We start from the raw sequence: 8,359 nt of genomic DNA, 5'->3' as shown, positions 1-8,359 counted from the left end.
TCAGGTCGCGCCCGCCGAATGTGCAAACTACCTCAAAAACTCAGGATATGGTGCCGTGTAAAAGCAGCATGCTCTAGAGCATCGGACGATTTGTCGGACCCGCTCCGTTCCTACCCCTGCCTAGCGGAGAAAGGTGGAGCGTCGTGGATCCGCTTTTTCGTCCGATGCTCTAGGAAGGTGCCATTGCCTAAAGCTCTGACATTCGCGGGGGAAATGCTGTTGTTTGTCCACTCAAAGGCAATGGGGTTCAAGGACATAAGGCTCTCCGCGACACTTAATGTTGTAATATCACAAAATTTGTCATCACTGTCTATGCTCAAGTTTCGGCGGTCCATAACCTGCCCTTCCCGGACCAGATCCTAGACCACCCCCCAACTTCAGTTTAAACCGCTAAGCTCTGGTCACCGATCCGGAACCCAAGGATGCGCCTGTCGATCATCACCTCTGCCGTGGTCGCGGCCCTGGTCGGGTTCGGCAGCACCATTGCGATCATCATCGCGGCAGCAAACGCGGTGGGCGCGGATGCGGCGCAGACCTCTTCCTGGGTTGCGGCCCTGTGCCTGTCGATGGCGGCCACGAGCGGTTTCCTGAGCGTCCGCTACCGCATTCCGGTGGTTACCGCCTGGTCGACCCCGGGCGCGGCCCTGATCGCGGCGTCCAGCGGCATTTCCGTCAACGCGGCCGTCGGCTCCTTCCTGCTCGCGGGAGGGCTCATCGTGCTCGCGGCCTTCGTCAAGCCTTTCGGCCGCCTGATCGAGCGCATCCCCACGGCGATTGCCGCCGCCATGCTGTCGGGCGTGCTGATCCGCTTCGTCATGGCGGTGTTCGAGAGCGCGCAAGGCGCGCCCGGTCTCGTGCTGCCCCTCGTGGCAGTGTTTCTCCTGGTTCGCCTCGTGAATCCGGCGCTGGCTGTTCTGGCCGTGCTATTCGTGGGATTGGCCATTGCGTTCGGGGCAGGCCTCGCCCGGCCCCTCCCCTCGGATCTCGCCCTTTCGTCCCTGACCTTCATCGCCCCCGCATGGGAGCCCGCGGCACTGATCGGATTGGGTCTGCCGCTCTTTCTCGTCACCATGGCGTCGCAGAACCTGCCCGGCTTCGCGGTCCTGCGCGCCTCCGGCTATACGCCACCTTCCCGGCCGATCCTGGCGGTGACAGGCCTTGCCTCTGTGGTCACCGCCTTTTTCGGCGCCCATACGAGCAATCTGGCGGCGATTTCGGCGGCGATCTGCACCGGTCCCGACACTCACCCCGATCCGGCCAAGCGCTGGCTCGTGGGACCGTTCTATGCCCTTAGCTACCTGATCTTCGCCGCCTTCAGCGCGGCCCTGATCGGCGTGATCGCGGCGCTGCCGCCAGAGCTGATCAAGACGGTGGCGGGCCTTGCCCTCATGGGAGCCTTCGCGGGAGCGCTCGGATCCGCGCTCTCCGACGAGGCCAAACGGTTTCCGGCAGTTCTCGCCTTCGCGGTGACGGCCTCGGGCCTGACCCTGTTCGGCATCGGCTCCGCGTTCTGGGGTTTGGTCGCAGGGCTTGCGGCGCTTGGCCTCGACGCACTGGCGTCGTCCATCCGGCTGCGATGACCTGGACGGCGGCTCCGGTTAAGCTTAATACTTTGTTACCATGAACAATAAGACGGGGGACCCCATGGTGACGAAGTTTGCCGGACGGCTTGCAGCCACCACCATGGCGATCGCCTTGGGCGCCTGCCAGGGGTCGGGCTTGGCCGGCGGGTCGCCTGAGGGCGTACCGATCGCCCTGGAGAGCATCGATGGCGCGCCTGCGCCCGTGCGTACGGCCTTGATGGACGAACTCAACACCGCAGCCTCCGACCGCAAGGTGGAGCTCGTCGGCGCCAGCGGCGCGGCGCTACCGGGTCCGCGGCTACCTCTCTACAGAGACGAACGAGGGGGAAACCAAGGTCGCTTATGTGTGGGACGTCTTCGATGCCCAGAACCGGCGCGCCCAGCGGCTGGCGGGATCGAGCCCGGTACGGGTCGCTTCGGGCTCCCTGTCGTCCCTCGATAAGGAGACGCTCGCCAAGCTCGCAGGGGCCAGCATGGACGAAATCGCGGAGTTTTTGAGCACCGCCAGAACCCAAGCCCCGATCCGGACCGCAGAGGCCTCAACGGACGAAACGTCCGTTGCTGCGCAGTGACTGCATAGCTGCACGTCTGAAAAGCCGCACATCTGCACACTTGCGAGTATTGTGAGGCTTTCCCATCGCTGCTAAGACCCTTGCGCCTTGCCGCTCAAGGGCAACATCGTCACGCGGTGGGTTCCAACAAGTCATTCAATGAGCCAAAGTCGCTTTCATGAAGCTCGTCGCGGGAAATTCCAACCGTCCTCTCGCTGAGGCCATCTCCTCTTATCTCAACGTTCCGCTCGCCAAGGCCCAGGTCAGGCGCTTCGCGGACATGGAGGTGTTCGTCGAAATCCAGGAGAACGTGCGCGGCGAGGATGTGTTCGTCATCCAGTCGACCTCGTTCCCGACGAACGACCACCTGATGGAGCTCCTGATCATCACGGATGCCCTGCGCCGCGCCTCGGCGCGCCGCATCACGGCGGTGATCCCCTATTTCGGCTATGCCCGCCAGGACCGGAAACCCGGCCCCCGCACGCCCATATCGGCCAAGCTCGTCTCCAACCTCATCAGCCATGCGGGCGTCGACCGCGTTCTGACCCTCGACCTGCATGCGGGGCAGATCCAGGGCTTCTTCGACATCCCAACCGACAACCTCTTCAGCGCCCCCATTCTGGCCCGCGACATTAAGGAGCGGCTCGATGGCGGCAACCGCATGGTGGTCTCACCGGACGTGGGCGGCGTGGTGCGTGCCAGGGCGCTTGCCAAGCGCATCGACGCCCAGCTCGCCATCGTGGACAAGCGCCGCGAGCGCCCGGGCGAGTCCGAGGTCATGAACATCATCGGCGATGTGGAAGGCCGCTCCTGCATCCTGGTGGACGACATCGTGGATTCGGGCGGCACCCTGGTGAACGCCGCCGAAGCCCTCTTGGCGAACGGCGCCCGGGAGGTCTACGCCTACATCACACACGGGGTTCTGTCCGGCGGCGCGGTGGCGCGCATCGCCAATTCGAAGCTGAAGGAACTCGTCATCACCGATTCGATCATGCCGACCGAAGCCGTGAAGGTGGCCCACAACATCCGGGTCATCGGCATTGCGCAGCTCATGGGCGAGGCCATCGGCCGGACAGCGACGGAAAGTTCGGTCTCGAGCCTGTTCGACTGAGGGGTTACGCCCTCTCCGCACAGGGCACGCCCCTCACCCGGACCTGACGGTCCGACCTCTCCCCATGGGAGAGGTGATCAGCACCTCACCTCACTGTCTCTCACCCGGTCGCACCCCAACCCGCCTGCCGACGCAGCCACCCTCCCCGCAAAGGGGAGGGAAGACTGTCGCGCCTGATTGGGCCGCAACGGCTTTTGTTGCATTTCCCGCCGTCATTCTCTATAAGCCGCCTCGCGCCCGCTCGACACCCTTGGAGGCACGGGCGCAGACCCTGTGGCCGCCGGCTGGTTTTTCAAGAAAAACCCGGGCGGCCATCGGTTTTTACAATCCAATTCAAAGGACCACGACCATGAGTGATATCAAGCAGATCACGGCCGTGGCGCGCGACCGGGCCGGCAAGGGGGCCGCCCGGGCCGTTCGTCGCCAAGGCCAAGTTCCCGCCGTCATCTACGGAGGCGGCCAGGCTGCCGAGGCGATTGCCCTCGACTTCAACCAGACCAAGCAGCTGATCTACGCCGGCCACTTCCTCACCACGATCTTCGAGATCGACGTGGACGGCCGCAAGACCCGCGCCATCCCGCGCGACTACCAGCTCGATCCGGTCCGCGACTTCCCGGTTCACATCGACTTCCTGCGCCTCTCCGAAGGTCAGGCGATCAAGGTCGTCGTGCCCGTGCACGTGGTCGGTCAGGAGAAGTGCCAGGGCGTAAAGCGCGGCGGCACGCTCCAGATCGTCGAGCACTCGGTGGAGCTGCTCGTTCCGTCCGATGCGATCCCGGATTACGTCGAGGCTTCGGTTGCGGACCTGGACATCGGTTCGTCGATCCACCTCGCCGACATCACCCTGCCGAACGGCGCCAAGGCAACCTCCACCGAGAACGTGACCCTCGTCACGGTCGTTGCCCCGTCGGGCATGAAGGAAGAGGACGCGGCTCCCGCAGCGGCTGAGGGCGAGGCCGCCAAGGCCTAATTCGCCTTCATCCCGGGCGTTCGAGCCCAATGATCGGCTTCGACGCTCCGACCGCAAGGCCGGAGCGTTTCTCTTAAGTGTGTCGAGCCATGCGCCTTTTCGTCGGCCTCGGAAATCCTGGTCCCCGCTACGCCCGGAACCGCCACAATATCGGCTTCATGGCCGTGGACGAGATCGCGCGCGTCCACAATGCCGGGCCGTGGCGGCGGCGCTTCCAGGGCGAAACCGCTGAGGCGACCATCGGGACCGAGAAGGTGCTGCTCCTCAGGCCGCAGACTTACATGAACGAATCCGGGCGCTCGGTGGCGGAAGCGCAGCGCTTCTTCAAGATCCCGCTGTCGGATGTGACCGTCTTCTACGACGAGCTCGACCTGCCGCCCGCCAAGCTGCGGGTGAAGGTCGGTGGCGGCAATGCGGGCCATAACGGCCTGCGCTCGATTACGGCCCATTGCGGCAACGATTACCGGCGGGTGCGCCTCGGCATCGGCCATCCGGGGCACAAGCCCCTGGTCCAGAGCCACGTGCTCGGGGACTTCGCCAAGTCCGAGGAGGCATGGGTCGAGGACCTGTGCCGCATCATCGCGGACAACGCCCTGCTTCTCGCCAAGGGCGAGGACGGGAGCTTTCAGAACAAGGTCCACCTCGCCATGGAGGCGAGAGGCTGGACGGACGTGAAACGGCCCGGTGAAAAGGCCGGCACAGACAAGGAGTGAGGCCATGGGCTTCAAGATGGGCATCGTCGGCCTGCCGAATGTGGGCAAGTCCACCCTCTTCAACGCATTGACCCAGACGGCGGCCGCGCAAGCCGCGAACTACCCGTTCTGCACCATCGAGCCCAATGTGGGCGACGTGGCCGTGCCGGACGACCGCCTCGACTCGCTGGCGGGAATCGCCGGGTCGGCGCAGATCATCCCGACTCGCCTCACCTTCGTGGACATCGCGGGCCTCGTGCGCGGCGCGTCCAAGGGCGAAGGCCTAGGCAACCAGTTCCTGGCCAATATCCGTGAAGTCGACGCCATCGCCCATGTGGTGCGCTGCTTCGAGGACACCGACATCACCCACGTCGAGGGCAAGATCGACCCGATCGCCGATATCGAGACGATCGAGACCGAGCTGATGCTGGCCGACATGGATAGCCTTGAAAAGCGGGTGACCGCCCTCGAGAAGAAGGCCAAGGGCAACGACAAGGAAGCCAAGGACACCCTTGATCTCGTCAACCGCGCTCTCCCCCTTCTGCGCGAGGGCAAGCCCGCCCGCCTCGTGGAGCGCAAGCCCGAGGAGGAGCGGCTGTTCCAGATGCTGGGCCTCCTCTCGTCGAAGCCGGTTCTCTACGTATGCAACGTGGAGGAGGCTTCCGCCGACCATGGCAACGAGTTCTCGGCCAAGGTCTTCGAGCGCGCCAGAGAAGAAGGCGCGAAGGCGGTGGTCGTGTCCGCCAAGATCGAGAGCGAGATCGCGGTTCTCGATGCGGCCGAGCAGAAGGATTATCTCGACGCCATTGGCCTTGCAGAGCCGGGCCTCAACCGGGTGATCCGCGCCGGCTACGAATTGCTCGGCCTCATCACCTACTTCACGGTCGGCCCCAAGGAGGCCCGTGCCTGGACGATCACCCGCGGCACGCGTGCTCCCCAGGCGGCCGGTGTCATCCATACCGATTTCGAGAAGGGCTTCATCCGGGCCGAGACCATTGCGTATCCGGACTACGTGACCCTGAAGGGCGAGGCCGGCGCGCGCGATGCCGGCAAGCTGCGCCTAGAAGGCAAGGAATACCTGGTGCAGGATGGGGACGTGCTGCACTTCCGCTTCGCAAACTGACGGATTCCTGAACGCCAGCTTGGCCGTGCGTTCAGGGCCGTTTTCGCATGATGGCCTGCATGGGGGATTGATCCATGCAGGATTTACTTGAAGACATCGTCCAAACCGTCGGCGGCGCACTGGTCGCGCCGGGTTTGGGAAGCGCCGAACTCGTCCTTGCCATGCTGGTGGCCTTCGGGTTCTTCATCGGGGCCATCTATTCCATCTTCGCCAGGGGTGACCGGGAGCTCGAATGGTGGGAGCGCTAGCACTGCCGGACGTGGGAAACCCAGGTCCCACTCCTGCGCGATGCCCCGGGCGGGATCTATCGCCCAGCTTGGGACGTTGAGCATCAAACAGCTCCGACAAGCCCCGCATGCGCCTCCAGCACCGACATCCCTGGGATCTCTCACCGTCCGACGCGATCGCCCTTCAAAGGAAGCTGAGGGCCGAGGTGATTTCCGATCGCCCCATCGATCTCGGCGCGGTCCGCCTCGTGGCGGGTGTGGACGTGAGCGTGAAGAACGAGGAGTCGCAGGCCGCCATCGTGGTGGTGACCTATCCGGGCTTCCTGCCGGTGGAGACCGTGCTCGCAAGATGCCCGACGCCTTTTCCGTATATCCCGGGCCTCCTGAGCTTCCGCGAGGGGCCGGTGCTGGAGGAAGCCTTCGATAAGCTGAAGGCCGAGCCCGACGTGTTCTTGTTCGACGGCATGGGGATCGCCCATCCGCGCCGCATCGGTATCGCCAGTCATATGGGCCTGTGGCTGGACCGTCCCACCATCGGCTGCGGCAAGACCCTGCTTTGCGGACGCTATGGCCCTCTCCCCGATGAGAAGGGATCGGCTGCTCCTCTGGTCGACAAGGGCGAGACGATCGGGGTCGCGCTGCGGACAAGAACGGCCAAGAATCCCATGTTCATCTCCCCCGGCCACCTGGCGGACATCCCCACGGCGGCGGAGCTGGTTCTGAACTGCTCGCCGAAATATCGCTTGCCCGAGCCGATCCGTCTGGCGCACAACGCGGCTGGGCAGTTCGGACAGTGACGTCGCTGGAGCGCTGCCTGCGGCCTGTTCCTCCTGCACAAGACATAAGCCGATGCCCCGTTATGCTTTCGAAGACTTTACACCCGGCTCCACCAAGATCCTGGGTCCCGTCACCGTCTCGAAGGACGATATCGTAACCTTCGCGCGGGAATACGACGCCCAGCCCTTTCACGTGGACGAGATCGCCGCCAAGGACAGCTTCGTCGGCAGTCTGATCGCCTCGGGCTGGCATACCTGCAGCATAAACATGCGCATCCTGGCCGAGGATGTGATCTTGGATTCCACCTCCATGGGATCGCCTGGCATCGAGGAGCTGAAATGGCTGAAGCCAGTCAGGCCAGGCGATTCGCTGCGCTCGCGCATGACCGTCGCGGACACCCGGCCGTCGAAGAGCAGGCCCTCCATCGGCTTCGTCCAGTTCAAGTTCGAGCTCCTGAACCAGCATGACGAAACGGTGATGACCCAGGGCAACTCGATCATGTTCGCGCGCCGGGATGCCGAACCCATGAACAACCAAGGCGCTCCCGCCCCGGCACCCTCCGCGAGCTCTGACGACACGCCTGGCACCCGCCCGATCTCAAACAACGCCTTTCTGGAGGATCTCCTGATCGGCGAAACGGAAGAGCTTGGTTCCTACACGTTCATGGCGGACGACATCATCCAGTTCGCCAAGCGGTTCGATCCCCAGCGCTTCCATGTGGATCCGGAAGCCGCCAAGGACAGCCTGTTCGGCAGCCTCTGCGCCTCGGGCTGGCACACCGCCAGCATCTGGATGAAGCTGATGGTCGCCTATCGCGAGCACAGCCGCGCCGAGGCCCTGGCCCGGGGCGAGCGCCCGGCCCGGCTCGGGTCATCCCCGGGCTTCACGAACCTCAAGTGGCTCAAGCCCGTCTATGCGGGCGATACGATCACCTACCGGTCGACCATCACGGACAAGCGCGTCTCCGCCTCCCGCCCCGGCTGGGGCCTGGCCTTCCACCACAATACCGGCGTCAACCAAAACGGCGAGGAGGTGTTCTCCTTCGACGGGGCGGTGTTCTGGGAGCGGCGGCCGGAGCAATAGCGTCCTTCGTCATTACGGGGCCACGTATTGGAGCCCGGAACCCATAAACGCCAGCGTTTCAGAAACTGGGGACACGCAATTCCCCTCATCCTGCATCGTCAGTGGATATGGGTTCCGGGCTCGCCTCGGAGAGCCGCCCCGGAATGACACTCTGGCCAGCACGTAATACCAAGCGGCACGAAGGCGGACTCATTCGGGGTTTTCAGCCGGGCGCATGTCTGATTCCATGCTGGCGATCAGGA

Annotated in this window: 10 protein-coding genes; 9 read left to right on the top strand and 1 reads right to left on the bottom strand. The window is 64.2% G+C overall.

Annotation, left to right across the window (positions count from 1 at the left end):
• Nucleotides 1-422: 422 nt before the first annotated feature.
• A complete protein-coding gene (locus DRB19_RS27970) occupies nt 423-1,580 on the top strand; it encodes a benzoate/H(+) symporter BenE family transporter (protein WP_114189251.1) in 1,158 nt (385 codons plus the stop codon).
• A 24-nt stretch (nt 1,581-1,604) separates the two neighbouring features.
• Here DRB19_RS27970 and DRB19_RS27965 read toward each other — a convergent pair whose 3' ends face one another.
• Nucleotides 1,605-1,814 carry a hypothetical protein gene (locus DRB19_RS27965; RefSeq protein ID WP_162815924.1) on the bottom strand — a complete coding sequence of 70 codons (210 nt, stop codon included), beginning with the start codon at nt 1,812-1,814 and terminating at the stop codon, nt 1,605-1,607.
• Between the two features lie 113 nt (nt 1,815-1,927).
• On the opposite strand from DRB19_RS27965, the gene DRB19_RS27960 reads away from it, so the two are divergent.
• From DRB19_RS27960 to DRB19_RS27930, 8 genes are all read left to right on the top strand, one after another.
• The gene (locus DRB19_RS27960) at nt 1,928-2,155 is read left to right on the top strand and encodes a hypothetical protein (protein WP_114189249.1); all 228 of its coding nucleotides are present in this window, start codon (nt 1,928-1,930) and stop codon (nt 2,153-2,155) included.
• A gap of 157 nt (nt 2,156-2,312) precedes the next feature.
• On the top strand, nt 2,313-3,245 hold the full coding sequence (locus DRB19_RS27955) for a ribose-phosphate pyrophosphokinase (protein ID WP_114189248.1): 933 nt from the start codon (nt 2,313-2,315) through the stop codon (nt 3,243-3,245).
• Between the two features lie 349 nt (nt 3,246-3,594).
• Complete coding sequence (locus DRB19_RS27950; RefSeq protein ID WP_114189247.1) at nt 3,595-4,215, top strand: 50S ribosomal protein L25/general stress protein Ctc; 621 nt, start codon at nt 3,595-3,597, stop codon at nt 4,213-4,215.
• Between the two features lie 89 nt (nt 4,216-4,304).
• Nucleotides 4,305-4,928 (top strand): aminoacyl-tRNA hydrolase, encoded by a 624-nt coding sequence (pth, locus tag DRB19_RS27945; protein WP_114189246.1) that lies wholly within the window; start codon nt 4,305-4,307, stop codon nt 4,926-4,928.
• Between the two features lie 4 nt (nt 4,929-4,932).
• Complete coding sequence (ychF, locus tag DRB19_RS27940; protein WP_114189245.1) at nt 4,933-6,030, top strand: redox-regulated ATPase YchF; 1,098 nt, start codon at nt 4,933-4,935, stop codon at nt 6,028-6,030.
• A 74-nt stretch (nt 6,031-6,104) separates the two neighbouring features.
• Nucleotides 6,105-6,278, top strand: a complete 174-nt coding sequence (locus DRB19_RS30445) for a hypothetical protein (RefSeq protein WP_162815923.1) — start codon at nt 6,105-6,107, stop codon at nt 6,276-6,278.
• 107 nt (nt 6,279-6,385) lie between these two features.
• Nucleotides 6,386-7,054, top strand: a complete 669-nt coding sequence (nfi, locus tag DRB19_RS27935) for a deoxyribonuclease V (RefSeq protein ID WP_114189244.1) — start codon at nt 6,386-6,388, stop codon at nt 7,052-7,054.
• 52 nt (nt 7,055-7,106) lie between these two features.
• A complete protein-coding gene (locus DRB19_RS27930; RefSeq protein WP_114189243.1) occupies nt 7,107-8,117 on the top strand; it encodes a MaoC family dehydratase in 1,011 nt (336 codons plus the stop codon).
• The last annotated feature ends 242 nt before the right edge of the window (nt 8,118-8,359 follow it).

The organism is Microvirga aerophila, from assembly GCF_003332305.1.
In the GTDB taxonomy this organism is placed as follows: domain Bacteria; phylum Pseudomonadota; class Alphaproteobacteria; order Rhizobiales; family Beijerinckiaceae; genus Microvirga; species Microvirga aerophila.
Note: the sequence above shows the minus strand (reverse complement) of the source record. Positions and strands in the feature narration are given on the sequence as shown.